The sequence below is a fragment of the Ureibacillus sp. FSL K6-0786 genome (assembly GCF_037965165.1).
Taxonomy (GTDB): Bacteria; Bacillota; Bacilli; order Bacillales_A; family Planococcaceae; genus Ureibacillus; species Ureibacillus thermosphaericus.
In genome coordinates, this window is the sequence record NZ_CP150191.1 from 2,651,508 (window position 1) to 2,667,621 (window position 16,114).

Genomic DNA, 16,114 nt, shown 5'->3' on the forward strand with positions numbered 1-16,114 from the left:
GTATGAATTGCTTTGAAAGAGGGTAAGTACATTTGTGTAGATAAAGAGAGATTTTTATCTTATTATTTTTAATCATTTTCTAGTGCTCAATGAATAAGTAAACAAGTATCAAAAGGAGAATTAATGGAAAATGTAAATAGTTTCATAAAATTTACAAATTTATCAATCGGTGGAACTTGAATAACTTTTTTTGTAAAAATAAAATGAAAATTAAGATGGGTGTTCAAAAAATGCAAAATCGGAGGGATGAAATTGAAATTACAAGATAAAGTAGCCATTGTGACAGGTGCAGCTTCAGGAATGGGAAAAGCGATTGCAGAGTTATATGCAAAAGAAGGAGCGAAAGTCATCTTAGCGGATTACAATTTAGAAGGAGCAAAGGCGGTTGAGGAAAGTATTGCAGAAAATGGTGGCACTTGTATCGCTGTAAAAGCAGATGTATCTCAATTAGAAGATGTTGAAAACATGGTCCAAACGGCAATTGATGAATATGGCACTTTAGATATTTTAGTTAATAATGCAGGGATAATGGATGGATTTGAACCTGTAGGAGAAATTACAGATGAAAAATGGGATCGCATTTTTGATATTAATTTAAAAGGTGTAATGCGTGCTATGCGTAAAGCTGTTAATTATTGGTTGGAACAAAACAAAGAAGGTGTGATTATCAATACGATTTCAACTGGGGGGTTAAATGGTGCTCATGCCGGTGCTGCCTATGTAGCATCAAAACATGCAGTTGTTGGATTAACGAAAAATGCTGGTTTTATGTATGCACATAAAGGAATACGTGTAAACGGAATAGCACCGGGAGCTGTTGAAACAAATATCGGTGCAAGCATTACGAACGTTAGTCAATTGGGGATGGAACGATCAGGATTAACTCATAAACTATCCCCACGTTCAGGAAAACCAGAAGAAATTGCTCAAGTTGCCCTTTTCTTAGCATCTAAAGATTCAAGTTTCATGAATGGAACAGTAGTAGTTGTGGATGGCGGTTGGACTTCCGCATTCTAAAGAAGGTTGAATCATTTTCCTATTCCACACTAGTCGTAAAAAATTTTTTCAGCTCTAATAAGCGAGTTTCTCCACATTTTTAGCCCACACCATTAATTGAAAATGGTGTGTTTTTTTGTTTCTTCATTTTGAATTTGGTATTGTTGTCCATATAAGAATGAATTGACTATCGGCAAAATTTAAATAAAAAGAAGCATATTAGAAAAGGGGATAGAAATGTGAGATACATTATTTTCGATTTTGATGGGACTCTTGCCAACTCTGCGGAAGTGTATGTGGATGCTTGGAATGCTTATGCAGAGAAATACAACTATTTGCCGTTAAAATTGGAGGATTTACAACAAATTCGACATCTTGACCATGCCAATAAAGCAAAAAAATATCAATTTCCAATGCATAAACTAACATTCATCTTACCAAAAATTTATCAATATTTTCATGAGCATATTCATGAAGTGAAGTTGTTTGATGGGGTAAAAGAAATGCTTGAGTCCATATCTTCTATGGGATATACAATTGCTATTTTATCTTCAAATAAAAAGGAAAATATTGAAGCTATTTTAAAACGAGAACAAATTTCAACCGTTTCTGAAGTGATTTCTGTAAAAAAGCTGTTTGGTAAAGATCGAGCGATGAAAAAGTTTATGAAGCATCATCAAATTACACCTCAAAGTATACTTTATGTTGGAGATGAATTGCGAGATATTGAAGCGTGCAACAAAGTGGGAGTGCCTTTTATGTGGGTTAGTTGGGGATTGGATAGTTTTGAGCTTATCATGAAGGAGAATCCAACTTATGTAGTCCATACGCCTAAAGAAATTGTGGAGCAATTAAGTAAGTTAACAATTACTACATAAATAGAAAAACCTCCCTCAAAATAGGGAGGTTTATTCGCTTATTTCAATTTGCTGCACTAAATTTTGAATAAAGTCGCATGTCAAGAATAGGGCTTGTTCAATGGTCATATCTTCTTGAAACCCTTCAATAAAATTCAGCGGTAAGTTGATTTCCCATAATCCTTCATTACCAGCAAAAAGAGCGCTATAGTTTTTTATCGAATTGGTATGTAAGTGTTGTTCTAAAAAATTTTTTATTGTTTTCGTATGTTTCTTTTGAACTTTTAATCCAAATAAGGCCATATAAGTGCCAAATACATCATCCACTTCCATGGAAATAGCATCTACTTTTATTTCATCAAATACAGGGGACTGAATATAAAGAAATTCATTTAAATGATTTTTGAAATAAGAAATCGATGTATTTAAAAAAGATGCCGATTCTTTTTCAAGGATTTCTTCCGTTTCTTTATTACAACGTTCAATATATACTCGGCTTAAATCAATAGTCATTTTCTGTTACCTCCTTTATTCTTTTTCTAGTATAACCTACTTATAGGTGAAAATTCTTCTAAAGTATTATCGAGAAAGATTTATGAAGAACATATAACGTTACTTATAAATTTATATTTTTTTCATAAATATAATTTAGTAGGGTTATAGTAAAGGGGAATTCAATATGATTAAATTGGTTGTTGCATTGCTTGCAACTATAGGTGGAGCGGCAGTTGCAGTGCAAAGTAAAGTTAATGGAGGGTTAGGTAAGCAAGTAGGATTAATTGAAGGTTCTTTTATTTCTTTTTTGATTGGTACGCTTGTTTTATTTTTCTTTACTATCTTTTTCGGAAAAGGAAATATATTTGCTATTACAGAAGTACCGAAATGGCAATTAATCGGCGGAATTTTAGGCGCAATTTACGTATCGATTCTTATTTTTTCAGTCAATAAAATTGGTGTTACCTCCACATTAATGGCTGTTGTGTTAGGACAAATTATTATTGGTGCCATGATCGATCATTTTGGATTTTTTGGAGGAGAGAATTATCCAATCACTGGTAAAAAAATTATAGCAATTTTGTTATTAATTTTTTCGCTTTATTTATTTAATAAATAAATCATAAAAAAATTTTAGTCATCTTTCTAATATAAAGGAATCGGACATATCCTTATAAAATCTAACATACTATGAAAATTGTTAATAAATATAAAATAGAATTGAAGAAAGGAGAAATAGAAATGTCGCAATTTAAAGCATTAGTTGTTGATAAGCAAGGAGAAGACGTAACTTTAAATATTCAACAATTGTCCGTCGATGATTTGCCAAAAGGAGAAGTATTAATTCGAGTTCATTATTCAGGTGTAAATTATAAAGATAGCCTTGCGAGCATCCCGAATGGAAATATAGTGAAAAATTATCCTTTCGTACCTGGAATCGATTTATCAGGAGTTGTTGTCGCTTCAGAGGATTCTCGTTTTAAAGAAGGGGATGAAGTAATCGCAACAAGTTATGAAATTGGCGTTTCCCATTATGGAGGATATAGTGAGTATGCCCGTATTCCTGCTGATTGGGTTGTACCGCTTCCGAAAGGTCTTTCTTTAAAAGAAGCGATGATTATTGGAACTGCAGGTTTTACTGCTGCCTTGTCCATTTATCGACTTGAGAAAAACGGATTAACCCCTAATCAAGGAAAGGTGCTTGTGACTGGTGCGACAGGTGGCGTTGGTAGTTTTGCTGTAGCGATTTTATCAAAACTAGGATATGAAGTCGAAGCAAGTACTGGTAAGGAAACAGAACATGAATTTTTAAAAAGCCTAGGAGCCGCATCTGTACTCTCAAGAGAAGAAGTAGTAAGCAACGGAAGACCAAAATCTTTAGCTAAACAAAGATGGATTGCAGCAATAGATCCAGTTGGCGGGGAGTCACTTGCATCAATTTTGAGCCAAATTAAACTTGGGGGTCAAGTGGCAGTGAGTGGTTTAACAGGTGGTGCAAGCCTGCCAACGACGGTTTATCCATTTATTTTAAGAGGTGTTGATCTACTTGGCATAGATTCTGCCTATTGCGACTATAGTACGAGAAAAGAAGTTTGGAATCGTTTAGCGACAGATTATAAACCAAATAATTTACAAGATTTCCTATATAAAGAAGTGACGCTGGAAGAGTTACCTGATGCTTTCCCAATTCTACTAAAAGGACAAGCAAAAGGAAGAATTTTAGTAAATATAAATTCATAAACACTAAAATATAGACTGCCTTAAATTTGGAATTACAAGGCAGTCTATATTTGTTGAAATTTGCCTAAACTTGTGGTCATATTTTATTAGAAATGTCTTTTTTTAATAAATTGGTTTCATGATTAACAAGCTTATAAATTATTAAAGTATAATAGCTACGTAGAGAGAAAGAGAGGTGGCGTAGTTGAATCGAATTCAAATTGTAAAACAGAAGATTCAATATTTGGATGAGGCTGAAGCAAAAAGTATTTTATTATTGATTTATGCAAAATTAGATAGTGCTATTCATTATGAAGATGAAGAACTGATAAAAGAAACGGCAACTGAGATCTTTGATATGTATGAAAATCTGCCTCATAAAATGTTAAATTAATGAAATTCCATTTTGAACCACTCGTTGTTCAAAATGGTTTTTTTCTATACAAAAAAACGACCTAAAGATATGGCTTTAGGTCGTAAAAAAGAAAGATGTTAGTAAGGGGAATTTATGGCGGACAGTGAAAGTAAAGAGGATTTACTGACCTTATTAATATTGATATCCATGATTATAGCAAGATCCTACAATGATAAGAAGGATGAATAATACTACAAGTAAAACGAAATCACACTTGTTTCCGAAGAATCCTCCTACTGAGCCGTAGTTTGAAGACATATATTTTCACCCCCTTTATTCGTACTTAATGTATGGCAAAATTTCATTGCTGTGTGGTACAAATGCGGAATTATTGAAAGTGATAAAAATTTGAACGGCTTATCTAATTGCCATCATCAGTGACACATTTTTTTATTTCAATTGTATATTGCTTGAAGAATGAAGGGTTGATTGTTCGAAAAAACTATATACAAATGTGGCTTTGTAACGGAAGGAAGATGATGATGAATCGACGGGCGAAAGATGATAAAAAAAGAATAATTGAGTTTGAAAGAAATAATGAAATTAGTGACTTTTTTCATTATTCAATTATCCTCATTGGAATTTTTATTGTTATTAGCATGATTAAATTGATTATTTTTCAATAACAGTTCAATTGTGAGCATGATTATCATAAAATAAAATTAAAAAAATGTTCATTTATTTCTATACTTGTGTAAACGCTTACTTTTCAGTGTGTTGAAAAGGATTATAGGCAGGTGAACTCATTGCAAGAGGGTAAGGTTGTGAATTTTTTACAATATAAATACAATAAATTAATTGGCGAACTACGTGAATATCCAGATTGCTTTGAATACATCATCATCAAAAATTATGAAAATGCATTCAATTTTCAGCGTACTGAGTGCATACAAATGGATCGATGTTTTGTCCAAGTTATAAAATCTGGACCATCTTATGAAATGATTTCGTTTATTTTTTTTAAAGATGATTGGACAGTGTCTGAAATTCTACATTTTCTTTCTGAACATCGCATCGAAATGTTTCGCCCGATAACGGAACCTTTTGACATACAACATGTAAGTGAAATACTTGACGCAAAATTGTTTAATCAGCATCCTCTCGTTTTATATAAAAAGGGGAAAAGAAGAATTTGGTTGGATCCCAATATGTTAGACGAAGTGACAGAATTATATGAACAATACAATAAAATCAATTATACTGGACTAGCAACAGAAATCGACAAAGACAAATTTCATATAGACTACTTTGAATAATTTTTATAACGCAAGAGGAAAGAGAGATTATACTTAAACCACGGTGCACCTTGCTTATATATTAGGGAGATGGTGTATTAATTTCATTAGTTATTTTTCTACTTTTTATTATAGTATTTTTTGATTATCCAACTACTTTAGGAAATAGTACATGAAATATTCATATAGTTTTTTACAACTATTTGCTATATTTACATAAAGGAGTGAAAAGGATGGCAATTTATCAAAAAATAGCTGTTGCAGTAGATTTTTCAGAAGGATCAAAAAGAGCGTTAAAACAAGCAATTGAAATGGCAAAAAATTTTCAATCTACTTTGCTAATTATAAATGTAGTAGATACAAAATCCTTTGGCTCTGTTGCAGCCTATGATTTAAAATACGCCGAAGAATTGAAAGAAAAGGCTAGGGAAGAATTAAACAAAATGAAAATAAATGCTGAACAAGATGGTGTAGCCAACGTGGAAATATTGGTAGAAGAAGGGGCTGCAAAAACGATTTTAACTAATGTTGAAGTCGATTTAATGGTTTGCGGTGCTACAGGATTAAATAAGATTGAAAAATGGTTGCTTGGTTCTGTGGCAGAACGCATTGTTCGTTATTCAAAATGTGATGTATTAATAGTCCGTTAATTCATGTTAAAACGATTTGTTGAATGTTCATGTTTTAAATTGTTCATGCATAAATTTTAATATTATACGATTATCTTCTTCATAAAGGAGAGAAATAATGTTAAACAAGCCATTCGAACAGTTTGAAATAGGCGAAACATGGACATCCCACGGGCGGACCATTACGGAAAGCGACCTTGTCAATTTTGCAGGAGTAAGCGGAGATTTTTTTCCGCTGCATATGGATTCGGAATATGCAAAGAATACGAGATTCAAACAACGGATTGCTCATGGTATGCTTGTATTATCCATAGGGACAGGCTTATTAGATATGAGTCCTAAGACAGTAGTTGCTTTCTACGGAATTGAAAAACTGAGATTTTTACAACCGACATTCATTGGGGATACAATCCATTTAGAATTAAGGGTAACCGATTTAGCTGATAAAGGTAATGGTACTGGCGTGGTCACGTTTCAACAAAAAATAAAAAAACAGACAGGTGCAACGGTGATTGCTGCTGAATACAAATTTCTTATCAATACTGAAGGGGCGTCTGAAAAGTCGTTTTAGACGTCCCTGTTTTATTTTCTGCAAACTTTATGTCATGTAAAAATATTTCTATAAATTATAGGTGTCCTGATTAATTTTTGCGAAAAATTGTAACAATGTGGATATACGTAATTTATTCGCAGAAAGGGATGGACTCGATGGAATTTTGGTCGGAAGTGTTGGAACGTATTCGTTGGAAAATTCCTAAAGCAAGCTATGATATGTGGTTTGCAAGAACGGAAGCAGAATGGAATGGGGACGTGTTATACATCCTAACAGAAAACCAAGTTTGTAAAGATTGGTTAAACAATCGCTATAAAAAATTTATAGCGCTTACAGTGGAAGAAATGACAGGGGAGAAAGTTCAAATACAAATTGTGAACAAAGATGCTAATGATCGAAAAATGAATTACAATCCCAAGGCTCCTTATGAAGAAATTAAAAACTTTATACTCCAACAAAATATCATGATTAATAGATTACAAAAAAGGGTAAGAGAGTTGGAAAAGAAGGTTGTCTATTTAGAAGCGGGAGATCGTATTGTGCGATAATTTCCTTTGAAAGTCGTATTGGTGAAGGGATGAAACGTGAACATTTCATCCCTTCATTATTAGTGCGCCTGGCATGGGTGTAATCTATAGGGTGTAAGTCCCGAACTGTGAAGGCAGAAGTAACAGTTAGCTTAACGCAAGGGTGTCCGTGGTGACGCGGAATCTGAAGGAAGCGAGCGGCAAACTTCCGGTCTGAGGAACACGAACTTCATATAAGGCTAGGTATCATTGGATGAGTTTGCTAAACAAAACAAAGTCCTTTCTGCCAAAGGTGGTACAGAGTAAATGAAGCAGATAGATGGAAGGAAAGATTACATTCTTACCCGGGGAGGTCTGGCGGATATGTGAAGTACGCTTCATAACCTACTTAGTGATAAGTAGCTGAACCGTCAGAAGTCAGCAGAGGTCATAGTATTAGTTGGTTTAGAACTACTAAGAAGGACCGAACAATTAAGAGAGAATAGCCCTTGGCATTCAGTGAGTCATGATGAACACAGAAAACGTAGTACCTCACTTGAGGAAGGAAGCGGTGAATCCCGTGGGAGACCTCTTGGAGGGTGGAGTGACCACTGGCATAAAGAGAACAGCTATTCACGGAAGTTATAAAGACTTGCGTCAATCATCTTAATTGAACCGCCGTATACGGAACCGTACGTACGGTGGTGTGAGAGGACGGGAGTTAATCGCTCCCTCCTACTCGATTATCATTATTCGCGTGGACTAAAATGTAGGGGAGGGTATACAAGCCAACCTTTTTCTTTATTTAAACGAAGTAGTTTAGCTCCCAATTGAGCTTTCGCAGCATGGAATTGTCCGTACATAATGGCGATGTCTTCTCTAATACTTACCCCAATTGCTTGGCTGCAAGCGACTAACCCAGCTGCTAAATCATCAGAAATTTTTGCTGCAATTTCCGGATCATTAAATTTGGCTCCAACAGGGATATCTTCAATGTTTGCGTTTGCTCGTTCCGGTGGTGCTGGTGGAAGACTGACACCGTTTACTTTCAGTAGATTTGTTAACTGCCTATTTTCTTCCTGCATTCCTTGAATTGCTTCTTCAATTATTTTTGCTAAATCTTCATCTCCAGTATGATTGTACAATGTTTGATAGTATGCAATCATACCATTATTTCCTAAAACATTTGTCGCCATAGTGTAATGGTTCATCTTTTGGATTTTTCCCTAAAATACCCACTATAATGCAACTCCTTCAATTGATTTTCCGTATTTAGTATGAATAAATGGGAAAAATCTATACAAAGCAGATTGTGCATTAGATTCTAAAAATACTGCTACAATAATCACAATTGAGTTGGAAATGAATAATATTTATAGGGAATTTCCAAAAAAAACGTATTTATAGTGATGGCCGTTATATTTTTTTCTATAATAAGATTGAATTGTTATAACTTACAATAAAGGGAATGATATTAGTAAAAAGCAAGTAAGTAGTAAGATACGGATTATTTTGTATTGCATCATGGAGTGAAAAAAGTGAAAAATAAAAAATCTTCATATACGGCTTATGAAAATGTTGTCGTATTTCCAGGAACAGTAGAACGTCTCATTTCCGAAGCACAAAAATATATTAAAAAAAATCAATTTGAAACTGCGAATCAATATTTTGAAGAAGCTTTGAAATATACTGATGGCGATGAGTATGTATTGAGTCTATATGCTTATTCATTATATGAAGCAAAATCTTATCTAAAAGCTAAAGAAGTATGTGAAAAGTTACTTAATATCGGACCAACGATGTATTTTGAAGTAATGGAATTATATTTAACCGTTTGTATGCAATTAAAAGAATATAAAAAAGTAGAAAAAATTATTACTTCACTATTGGAAGAAGAAGCGATTCCACCTGATAAAATCGACCAATTTAATAGGTTGAAAGAATTAAATGCGAATATTATTGAAAAAATGGATAAGCAAGATGATTTTACGATGATTGTCAAACAGCTAGAACCTGAACTCTATGAATTAGATTCTTTTTTATCTTTAGCTCATGCTGAGCAAGTGAATAAGTTGCATGAGTTATCTCTTGCTAATATTAGGCCGATCATCGCTCACTTAAAAAATATTGTTGAAAGTCATCGTACTCATCCTTTTGTTAAAAGTCTTATTCTTATATTAATGAATGAGCAAAATATTGATATTGAATTAAAGATACGTAAATTTGACCGGATGATTGTGGTAAACCCATCAAAAATTGGGTTGCCAACAGAGTTATCACAATATAAAATGATTTCAAATATAGTTAGTGAAAAACTGCAACAAGAACCATCCGTTTTAGAAATGGTTGAATATTTAATTGCAAAACATGCAATTGTAACGTATCCTTTTGAGTGGTTGGATTTTCAATCAAATGAAGTAGCAGAATGTTATATCGATTTTGTATATCAGATGTTTGGACAAGATAGTGAATTGAATCAAGAAATCTATCAGTTCATTCAAGAATTGGAAAAGCTATCAGAACTACAATAAGCATGAAAAATGTTGAAACTAGAGCTACTTATGATATACTAAAATGGTTGTCAAAATCGTATAAACAAATGCTTAAAATTTGTAATTTATTTTTGGAGGTATTTATATATGTCAGCAAAATGGGAAAAAAAAGATGGGAATACTGGAGTATTAACAATTGAAGTTCCTGCTGAGGAAGTAAATAAAGCATTGGATCAAGCGTTCAAAAAAGTTGTAAACCAAATTACAGTGCCAGGGTTCCGTAAAGGAAAAGTACCACGTCAAATTTTTGAAAAACGTTTTGGTGTAGAAGCATTATATCAAGATGCTTTAGAAATAATTGTACCAGAAGCATATTCAAAAGCTGTTGATGAAACAGGTATCTTCCCAGTAGATTATCCTGAAATTGGCGATCTTGATAGTTTTGAAAAAGATAAAGATTTTACATTTACTGCAAAAGTTACTGTGAAGCCTGAACCAAAGCTTGGCGAATATAAAGGATTAGAAGTGAAAAAACTTAGCACAGAAGTAACAGATGAAGAAGTAGAAGAGCAAATTCAAAATTTATTAAATAGAAAAGCTGAGTACGAAATTCAAGAAGATAAAGCAATCGTTGAAGGTGACATTGCTGTTATCGATTTTGAAGGGTTCATTGGCGATGAAGCATTCGAAGGTGGTAAAGGAGAAGACTATCCATTAGAAATCGGTTCTGGCCAATTTATCCCAGGATTTGAAGAACAATTAGCTGGTTTAAAAGCTGGTGAATCTAAAGATGTTCAAGTGACATTCCCAGAAGAATATCACGCTGAAGAACTTGCTGGAAAAGATGCTACTTTCAAAGTGACTGTAAAAGAAGTAAAAACAAAAGTGCTTCCAGAATTAAACGATGAATTTGTTAAAGAAGTTGATCCGGAAGTTGAATCAGTTGAACAATTACGTAACAAACTAAAAGAACAATTAGCTGAGCAAAAGAAAAATGAATCTGAAAGCACACTCCGTGACGAATTGGTAGAAAAGGCAGCAGAAAATGCTGAAATCGATATTCCAGAAGCAATGATTCATAACGAAATTCACCGCATGATTGATGAATTCGCACAACGTCTTCAAATGCAAGGTATGTCACTTGATCTATATTATCAGTTCTCTGGTCAAACAGAAAAAGACTTACACGATCAATTCAGAGCAGATGCAGAAACTCGTGTACGTATCTCATTAACGCTAGAAGCAATTGCTAAAGCTGAAAACATCGAAGTAACACAAGAAGATATCGATCAAGAACTTGAAAAAATGGCTGAACAATTCAAAATGGACAAAGAAAAAATTATTACTGCTTTAGGCGGAACTACTGAAATGTTAGAAAATGATATTCGCAATCAAAAAACTGTAGAATTCTTAGTTGAGAATGCGAAAATTACTGAATAATTTATTCTTTCCTCATAGAAGGATTGTAATTAATTGAATAGTTCCAATAACAAGGTACGGCATATACCACCGTGCCTTGTTTTATACCAATGACTAAATAATTTTTACATACATAAGCTATACAAAATATTCCATTAGCTTTGGAAACTTCTTATTTGCTAATGTGCTCAATATCCTGTAAGATTGTTGCTTGAATAGGGGTGAAGCAAATTGTTTAAATTTAATGATGAAAAAGGCAATTTAAAGTGTTCTTTCTGTGGTAAGCCACAAGAACAAGTGCGAAAATTAGTAGCTGGGCCTGGTGTTTATATTTGTGATGAATGTATCGAGCTATGTTCCGAAATCGTTGTTGAGGAATTAGGTACAGAAGAGGAAATCGATTTTCAAGATGTTCCAAAGCCAAAGGAAATTTTAAGCATCTTAGATGAATACGTTATTGGACAAGAGCGAGCTAAAAAAGCTCTTGCTGTTGCAGTATATAACCACTACAAGCGAATCAATTCAAATAGTAAATTAGATGATGTGGAACTATCTAAATCCAATATTATTTTAATTGGACCAACTGGTAGTGGGAAAACTTTACTTGCTCAAACTTTAGCAAGAATTTTAAATGTGCCATTTGCGATTGCCGATGCCACTTCATTAACCGAGGCTGGTTATGTTGGTGAAGACGTAGAAAACATCCTGTTAAAACTAATCCAAGCTGCTGACTATGACATTGAGCGAGCAGAAAAAGGGATTATTTATATAGATGAAATCGATAAAATTGCACGAAAATCAGAGAACCCTTCCATCACACGAGACGTATCTGGAGAAGGTGTGCAACAGGCATTATTAAAAATTTTAGAAGGTACGGTAGCTAGCGTTCCTCCTCAAGGTGGTCGTAAACATCCACATCAAGAGTTTTTACAGATTGATACAACAAATATCTTATTTATCGTTGGCGGTGCTTTCGATGGAATTGAAAGCATTATTAAACGTCGATTAGGACAAAAAGTGATTGGCTTTGGTTCCGATATGAAAAATAAAAATGTGGAAAGCGAATCTTTACTTTCTCAATTAATTCCAGAAGACTTATTGAAATTTGGTTTAATTCCAGAATTTATTGGTCGCTTACCAGTCATTGCTTCACTTGAACAGTTAAATGAAGAAGCGCTCGTTAGAATTTTGACAGAGCCAAAAAATGCATTAGTGAAACAATATCAAAAAATGCTCGAATTAGATAATGTGGAATTAGAATTTGAAGAGGAAGCACTTCGAGCGATTGCGAAGGAAGCGATTGAAAGAAAAACAGGTGCCCGTGGACTTCGTTCCATCATTGAAAATACGATGCTTGATATGATGTATGAATTGCCATCACGCGATGATATCGTGAAATGTATTATTACAAAAGAAACGATTACGGACAAAGCGCAACCAAAATTAATTTTAAAAGACGGTACAGAATTAAAAGATTTGAAGGACAATAAAAAAACTTCCGCATAAAGTAGTTACAAGTAACAGTAATAATGACCATTAAAATAAAGAGCTGACTGCGAATTTGCTTATGCATATCTCGTTAGTCAGCTCTTTGTAACAAATATCAAAATTACATATTTTTACAAATACTTGCAAATCATTTTATTGAGCGTCAAATTGTTCAAAATAACATTTTACCGGGAATAATAATTGATGTAACAGAGAATAGTAAATGCTGTTATGAAAGATTAAATTTATCGAAATTGCTATGTAAAACCAAGTGAAATGTTTTTAATTTTTCACATACTAAATTTGCCTAGAAGCGGGTGCATTCTTTAGTATCAAATGGAGGTGAATAACCCGCATGACTGAATTAAAGAAAAATGTACCACTACTTCCTTTGCGTGGACTGCTCGTATTTCCTTCAATGGTATTACATATCGATGTTGGTAGGAAACGTTCGGTCGCTGCATTAGAACATGCCATGATGAATGATAATAAAATCTTCCTAACGACGCAAAAGGATTTGCGGGTAGAAAAACCTGAAAAAGAAGATTTGTATATGATTGGGACTTATGTCTCTGTAAAACAAATGTTGAAATTACCGAACGGCACGTTGCGCATTTTAGTGGAAGGCATTTGTCGTGGGAAAATTGTTCATTACCAAGAAAACGATGATTTTACAACTGTAGATATTGAATTGCATGAAGATTCGAAAGAAAAAGACGTGGAAATGGAAGCGTTAATGCGCACAGTAGTTAATTATTTTGAAAAGTATGCGAAATCTTCAAATAAAATTACTGCTGAAACAATTGAATCTGTTTTAGACATCGAGGAACCAGGAAGACTAGCAGATATTATCGCTTCCCACTTACCATTTAAAATTTCTGAGAAACAAGAAGTATTAAGCATTTTCAATATTAAGAAAAGATTAGACCACTTAATGATTCGCTTGCATGATGAACAAGAAGTATTAAATTTAGAGAAGAAAATCAATACAAAAGTAAAGCAAGCGATGGAACGTACTCAAAAAGAATATTATTTACGCGAACAAATGAAAGCGATTCAAGCCGAGCTTGGAGATCGAGAAGGAAAAACAGGAGAAGTTGCTGATCTTCGAAAACGTGTTGAAGAATCCGGAATGCCTGAATCCACACAAAAAGTGGCACTAAAAGAGCTTGAACGCTATGAAAAATTACCGGCTGCCAGCGCAGAAAGCGGCGTCATTCGAAACTATATTGAATGGTTAGTCACAATTCCGTGGAAAGAAAAAACGGAAGATCGACTTGATGTTAATTTGGCAGAAGAAATTCTAAATCGCGATCATGATGGACTGGAGAAAGTAAAAGAGCGCATTTTAGAGTATTTATCTGTACGCCAATTAAAAAATTCCATTCGTGGACCAATTTTATGTTTAGTGGGACCACCTGGGGTAGGGAAAACCTCTCTAGCAAGATCGATAGCGGAGAGTTTAAATCGTAAATTTGTTCGCATTTCTCTTGGTGGTGTACGTGATGAATCTGAGATTCGCGGACATAGACGCACTTACGTTGGAGCGATGCCTGGTCGTATCATACAAGGAATGAAAAAAGCTGGTACAATTAACCCTGTGTTTTTATTGGATGAAATTGATAAAATGTCCAATGATTTCAAAGGTGATCCTTCAGCAGCAATGCTTGAAGTATTGGATCCTGAGCAAAATCATACTTTTAGCGATCATTACATCGAAGAACCTTATGATTTATCGCAAGTAATGTTTATTGCTACAGCGAATGATTTAAGCACAATTCCAGGACCACTATTAGATCGTATGGAAGTAATATCGATTGCTGGTTATACAGAGATTGAAAAAATCAAAATCGCTAAGAATCATCTTATTCCAAAACAACTTGATGAAAACGGTTTGAAAAAATCACAACTTATCTTTAAAGATGAAGCGATTGTTGATTTAATTCGATACTATACGAGAGAAGCTGGCGTTCGTGGTCTTCAACGTCAGATTGCTGCAGTTTGCCGAAAAGTGGCAAAAGTCATTGTTTCTGGCGAAAGAAAACGGGTTACTGTCAATTCGAAAACATTGATTGAAATGCTTGGTAAACATCGATTCCATTACGGTCAAGCGGAAACGGAAAACCAAGTTGGTGTAGCGACAGGATTGGCTTACACATCCGTTGGTGGTGATACACTTCAAATTGAAGTATCTTTAACACCTGGTAAAGGAAAACTGATTTTAACAGGTAAGCTTGGAGATGTGATGAAGGAATCTGCTCAAACTGCTCTTTCTTACGTTCGTTCTTTATCCAAACGCCTCAATTTGGATGCAGATTATTTTGAACAACATGATATTCATATACACGTACCTGAAGGAGCAGTACCAAAAGACGGTCCGTCAGCGGGAATTACTATTGCAACAGCACTTGTATCAGCCATTTCCAATAAACCTATCAAAAAAGAAGTCGGAATGACTGGAGAAATTACATTGCGAGGGCGAGTGCTTCCAATCGGAGGACTGAAAGAAAAATCGTTAGGAGCTCATCGTGCAGGATTAAAAATTATCATCATTCCTCAAGACAACGAGCGAGATATTGACGATATTCCTGAAGCAGTTCGAGAAGAATTAGTATTTAAACCGGTTAGATCGGCAGAAGAAGTGTTGAATATCGCCCTTGTTGGAGGTTTTTAAATGAAAGTTAGTCATGCGGAAATGGTAATTAGTGCTGTCAAACCGGAACAATATCCAGACGACGGTCTACCTGAATTTGCTTTGGCGGGCCGTTCGAATGTTGGAAAATCTTCATTCATCAATAAGATGATTAATCGAAAATCCCTTGCTCGTACGTCATCAAAGCCTGGTAAAACACAAACGTTAAATTTTTATAAAATCGAAAATCAATTGTTTTTTGTGGACGTTCCAGGCTATGGTTACGCCAAAGTGTCTAAGAAAGAGCGGGAAGCTTGGGGGAAAATGATTGAAAAGTACCTTACTGGTCGAAGCGTATTACAAGCTGTTATTTTAATTGTTGATTTGCGCCATCCTCCAACTGCAGACGATCAAATGATGTATGATTTCTTAAAACATTACAATATTCCTGCGATTGTAGTTGCAACGAAAGCAGATAAAATTCCAAGAGGCAAGTGGGATAAACATAAAAAAGTGGTAAGAGAAACATTAGAAATGGAAAAAGGAGATCCAATCATCCTGTTTTCTGCGGAAACGGGAGTAGGAGTGGAAGAAACATGGACTGAAATACAAAAGTTCATGTGATTCCATACATAATTGAAAATGTTTATGAAGCTTATGAAACAGTAAGAACTTCCA

The 16,114-nt window shown here is 34.4% G+C and carries 17 protein-coding genes and 1 pseudogene; 15 read left to right on the plus strand and 3 right to left on the minus strand.

Annotated elements, in window-relative coordinates; translation table 11 throughout:
* Positions 1-252: 252 nt before the first annotated feature.
* On the plus strand, positions 253-1,017 hold the full coding sequence (locus NSQ18_RS13115) for an SDR family oxidoreductase (RefSeq protein ID WP_016838455.1): 765 nt from the start codon (positions 253-255) through the stop codon (positions 1,015-1,017).
* Positions 1,018-1,235: 218 nt separating this feature from the next.
* Positions 1,236-1,874 (plus strand): HAD-IIIA family hydrolase, encoded by a 639-nt coding sequence (locus NSQ18_RS13120; RefSeq protein WP_016838452.1) that lies wholly within the window; start codon positions 1,236-1,238, stop codon positions 1,872-1,874.
* Positions 1,875-1,904: 30 nt separating this feature from the next.
* On the opposite strand, the gene NSQ18_RS13125 is transcribed toward NSQ18_RS13120, so the two are convergent.
* The gene (locus tag NSQ18_RS13125; protein WP_339288311.1) at positions 1,905-2,366 is read right to left on the minus strand and encodes a branched-chain amino acid aminotransferase; all 462 of its coding nucleotides are present in this window, start codon (positions 2,364-2,366) and stop codon (positions 1,905-1,907) included.
* A 166-nt stretch (positions 2,367-2,532) separates the two neighbouring features.
* On the opposite strand from NSQ18_RS13125, the gene NSQ18_RS13130 reads away from it, so the two are divergent.
* The 3 genes from NSQ18_RS13130 (at position 2,533) to NSQ18_RS13140 (ending at position 4,461) form a co-directional block, all read left to right on the plus strand.
* Positions 2,533-2,967, plus strand: a complete 435-nt coding sequence (locus NSQ18_RS13130; protein WP_016838448.1) for a DMT family transporter — start codon at positions 2,533-2,535, stop codon at positions 2,965-2,967.
* A gap of 122 nt (positions 2,968-3,089) precedes the next feature.
* Positions 3,090-4,088, plus strand: coding sequence for an acryloyl-CoA reductase (locus tag NSQ18_RS13135; protein ID WP_168412395.1), 999 nt, complete (start codon positions 3,090-3,092; stop codon positions 4,086-4,088).
* A 184-nt stretch (positions 4,089-4,272) separates the two neighbouring features.
* Entirely contained in the window at positions 4,273-4,461 is a 189-nt protein-coding gene (locus NSQ18_RS13140; protein ID WP_339288312.1) for a hypothetical protein, read from the plus strand.
* A 153-nt stretch (positions 4,462-4,614) separates the two neighbouring features.
* Here NSQ18_RS13140 and NSQ18_RS13145 read toward each other — a convergent pair whose 3' ends face one another.
* Positions 4,615-4,740 (minus strand): YjcZ family sporulation protein, encoded by a 126-nt coding sequence (locus NSQ18_RS13145; RefSeq protein ID WP_016838444.1) that lies wholly within the window; start codon positions 4,738-4,740, stop codon positions 4,615-4,617.
* A gap of 506 nt (positions 4,741-5,246) precedes the next feature.
* Here NSQ18_RS13145 and NSQ18_RS13150 point away from each other — a divergent pair.
* The 5 genes from NSQ18_RS13150 (at position 5,247) to NSQ18_RS13170 (ending at position 8,075) form a co-directional block, all read left to right on the plus strand.
* Positions 5,247-5,738 carry a hypothetical protein gene (locus NSQ18_RS13150; protein ID WP_016838442.1) on the plus strand — a complete coding sequence of 164 codons (492 nt, stop codon included), beginning with the start codon at positions 5,247-5,249 and terminating at the stop codon, positions 5,736-5,738.
* A 212-nt stretch (positions 5,739-5,950) separates the two neighbouring features.
* Positions 5,951-6,367, plus strand: coding sequence for a universal stress protein (locus tag NSQ18_RS13155; protein ID WP_339288314.1), 417 nt, complete (start codon positions 5,951-5,953; stop codon positions 6,365-6,367).
* A gap of 97 nt (positions 6,368-6,464) precedes the next feature.
* On the plus strand, positions 6,465-6,917 hold the full coding sequence (locus NSQ18_RS13160) for a MaoC/PaaZ C-terminal domain-containing protein (RefSeq protein WP_016838440.1): 453 nt from the start codon (positions 6,465-6,467) through the stop codon (positions 6,915-6,917).
* A gap of 137 nt (positions 6,918-7,054) precedes the next feature.
* Entirely contained in the window at positions 7,055-7,447 is a 393-nt protein-coding gene (locus tag NSQ18_RS13165; RefSeq protein ID WP_016838439.1) for a DnaA N-terminal domain-containing protein, read from the plus strand.
* 484 nt (positions 7,448-7,931) lie between these two features.
* A complete protein-coding gene (locus NSQ18_RS13170) occupies positions 7,932-8,075 on the plus strand; it encodes a hypothetical protein (protein WP_172597779.1) in 144 nt (47 codons plus the stop codon).
* Positions 8,076-8,154: 79 nt separating this feature from the next.
* Here NSQ18_RS13170 and NSQ18_RS13175 read toward each other — a convergent pair.
* Positions 8,155-8,644 (minus strand): annotated as a pseudogene (locus tag NSQ18_RS13175) (DUF3231 family protein).
* A 299-nt stretch (positions 8,645-8,943) separates the two neighbouring features.
* On the opposite strand from NSQ18_RS13175, the gene NSQ18_RS13180 reads away from it, so the two are divergent.
* From NSQ18_RS13180 to yihA, 5 genes are all read left to right on the plus strand, one after another.
* Positions 8,944-9,936 carry a hypothetical protein gene (locus tag NSQ18_RS13180; protein ID WP_016838437.1) on the plus strand — a complete coding sequence of 331 codons (993 nt, stop codon included), beginning with the start codon at positions 8,944-8,946 and terminating at the stop codon, positions 9,934-9,936.
* Positions 9,937-10,044: 108 nt separating this feature from the next.
* Positions 10,045-11,337, plus strand: a complete 1,293-nt coding sequence (gene tig, locus NSQ18_RS13185; protein WP_339288316.1) for a trigger factor — start codon at positions 10,045-10,047, stop codon at positions 11,335-11,337.
* A 210-nt stretch (positions 11,338-11,547) separates the two neighbouring features.
* Positions 11,548-12,822 (plus strand): ATP-dependent protease ATP-binding subunit ClpX, encoded by a 1,275-nt coding sequence (gene clpX, locus NSQ18_RS13190; RefSeq protein WP_016838435.1) that lies wholly within the window; start codon positions 11,548-11,550, stop codon positions 12,820-12,822.
* Positions 12,823-13,159: 337 nt separating this feature from the next.
* Positions 13,160-15,478, plus strand: coding sequence for an endopeptidase La (gene lon / locus NSQ18_RS13195; protein WP_016838434.1), 2,319 nt, complete (start codon positions 13,160-13,162; stop codon positions 15,476-15,478).
* Positions 15,479-16,060 (plus strand): ribosome biogenesis GTP-binding protein YihA/YsxC, encoded by a 582-nt coding sequence (gene yihA / locus NSQ18_RS13200; protein WP_016838433.1) that lies wholly within the window; start codon positions 15,479-15,481, stop codon positions 16,058-16,060.
* The last annotated feature ends 54 nt before the right edge of the window (positions 16,061-16,114 follow it).

Excerpts from the sequence above, each read along its gene's own strand:
- NSQ18_RS13125 (WP_339288311.1), bottom strand. The coding sequence starts at position 2,366 with ATGACTATTGATTTAAGCCGAGTATATATTGAACGTTGTAATAAAGAA.
- NSQ18_RS13160 (WP_016838440.1), top strand. The coding sequence starts at position 6,465 with ATGTTAAACAAGCCATTCGAACAGTTTGAAATAGGCGAAACATGGACA.
- NSQ18_RS13170 (WP_172597779.1), top strand. The coding sequence starts at position 7,932 with ATGATGAACACAGAAAACGTAGTACCTCACTTGAGGAAGGAAGCGGTG.
- NSQ18_RS13135 (WP_168412395.1), top strand. The coding sequence starts at position 3,090 with ATGTCGCAATTTAAAGCATTAGTTGTTGATAAGCAAGGAGAAGACGTA.
- NSQ18_RS13130 (WP_016838448.1), top strand. The coding sequence starts at position 2,533 with ATGATTAAATTGGTTGTTGCATTGCTTGCAACTATAGGTGGAGCGGCA.
- NSQ18_RS13165 (WP_016838439.1), top strand. The coding sequence starts at position 7,055 with ATGGAATTTTGGTCGGAAGTGTTGGAACGTATTCGTTGGAAAATTCCT.
- yihA (WP_016838433.1), top strand. The coding sequence starts at position 15,479 with ATGAAAGTTAGTCATGCGGAAATGGTAATTAGTGCTGTCAAACCGGAA.
- tig (WP_339288316.1), top strand. The coding sequence starts at position 10,045 with ATGTCAGCAAAATGGGAAAAAAAAGATGGGAATACTGGAGTATTAACA.
- NSQ18_RS13155 (WP_339288314.1), top strand. The coding sequence starts at position 5,951 with ATGGCAATTTATCAAAAAATAGCTGTTGCAGTAGATTTTTCAGAAGGA.
- NSQ18_RS13145 (WP_016838444.1), bottom strand. The coding sequence starts at position 4,740 with ATGTCTTCAAACTACGGCTCAGTAGGAGGATTCTTCGGAAACAAGTGT.
- lon (WP_016838434.1), top strand. The coding sequence starts at position 13,160 with ATGACTGAATTAAAGAAAAATGTACCACTACTTCCTTTGCGTGGACTG.